Raw genomic sequence first — 1,718 nt, forward strand, 5'->3', positions numbered from 1 at the left:
GACGGCCACATCGGCCAGCGCGCGCGCGTATCGGTTGTTGATCGCCGCCATAACTTACTGTCCTTTCCCAGATGGTCCACGAACTCTTGCACCAAAGCGCGGTCGGTGACGGCAGTGATCTGGATCTTCTTCTCCGCCAGCGAGACCGCCAGCTCCGCGGCGTAGGACTTCAACTCACCCCGCGCCAGCCGCGCCGCCGCCGCGATCTCCTGCTCGGCGCCGTGCACGATCTTGGTCTTGGCTTCCACGGCGGCCGTCCGCGCGGCTTCCTCTTCCTTCCCGGCTTCGCGGTCGGCAGCGGCGCGCATCTCCGCCGTCTCTGCGTCCAGCTTGGCCAGGCGCGCCTCGATCTCCGATAGCCGCCGGCTGGCCTCCTCGCTCGACCGCCGCGCTTCCTCCATGCTTTTCCGGATCCCCACGGTGCGCTCGCGGAAGAAGTTCGCCATCGGAGACTTCAGGAACACCACCAGGACGGCCGCGACAATCACGAAATTCAGGGCCGTGCTCACCCAATAGACCGCTGTTGGGGAAAGATCCGTGATTTTCGCCAGCCACTTCACCGAAGGAGATTGCCTGAACTGGGCCTCTTCGTCCTGTTCTTTCGCCTCATGCTTTGCGCCCTGGTCGCCCTCGGGCTTGGCCTGGTTCGCCGAGCCACTCTGCGGGCTGGCGGCAGCGCTGGCGGGTTCGGAGGGCTTTGCCTGCCGTGGCTGCGACTGCGCGGACGCGGCTCCGCACAACACCGCAAGGAGGGAACCCGCGAGCAGGACCGGGAGCAGGCGCTGGCGCATCACGCCCGCCCGCCCGCGGTCGGGGCCCCAGCCGTCGGCTTAAGAATCGCCTGGATGACCGCCGCTGCCAACTGGTCGCTCTCGGACTCCAGGCCGGTGCGGGCGGCCGCCATGTCCTTCTGCAGATCAGTGCGCGTCTGGCGGACCATGGCATGCGCTTTGTCGCGAGCTTCCGCGAGCGCGGCGGCGGTGGCCTCCTGGAACTTACGCCGGCGGCTCTCCTGCGCCTGATACACAGCTACCCGGGCCTCGCGCAGCCGCTGCTCGTAGTCGGCCGTCCGGGCATCGGCAGAAGCGATATCCGCCTGCGCCTTCTCCATCGCTCCCTGGGTCTTGCGGTGGCGCTCCTCCAGCACCGCCTCCAGCGGCTTGTGCAGCAACACGCGATAGGAAACGTACAGCAGCCCGAACAGGATGACCGTGGGAACGGCTCCGAGCAGCAATTGCCCTATCTGTCTGAGAGTCTCGTCCATTGGGTTGTGGTAGAGCCGGAAGAGCCGCGCTGCGAAGGTAGAACCGTAACATCGGTTTTCGGCCCTGTCAACGCGGCCAAAGGCGCGCCCAGAGCGGGGTTTCGCGGCATCGCCGTTGGGGGAAAATGGACTTGGTTCAGCCGGCTGCCGGGGCGGCGAAAACGGGGCGCTCGAAGCTCGAGGGAGCGCTTGACATCGGCTTCTGGAGTATTACCATAGAAGTATCACCTCCGATCCATATCGGATCGAATGGGCTTGTGGCCAAGAAATTGTCACCGCTTCTTGGCCGCCGGCCCATTTAAATTGAGGCGATGAGCGGACGTGAGCGAGCCGCCCGGCGAGCGGGAGCCCGCTGCCGAAATCCTGAACCCGGCCTTGTCGGGCGAAGGATCGAGCTACTCCACCACGAAGGCCTTCAGCCGCCGCACCACGGATTCCGGCGCCCGCGCCTCCA

Annotated in this window: 2 protein-coding genes; both read right to left on the reverse strand. The window is 66.1% G+C overall.

The window, feature by feature from the left end:
• Nucleotides 1–791 (reverse strand): ATP synthase F0 subunit B (locus VGQ94_08880; GenBank protein HEV2022630.1); only part of this gene is annotated, 791 nt, incomplete at its 3' end.
• Nucleotides 791–1,234: an ATP synthase F0 subunit B gene (locus VGQ94_08885; GenBank protein HEV2022631.1), complete on the reverse strand. Its 444-nt coding sequence runs from the start codon at nt 1,232–1,234 to the stop codon at nt 791–793. The genes VGQ94_08880 and VGQ94_08885, both read right to left, overlap by 1 nt.
• Nucleotides 1,235–1,718 lie beyond the last annotated feature (484 nt).

The organism is Terriglobales bacterium, from assembly GCA_035937135.1.
Classification (GTDB): domain Bacteria; phylum Acidobacteriota; class Terriglobia; order Terriglobales; family Acidobacteriaceae; genus DASYVL01.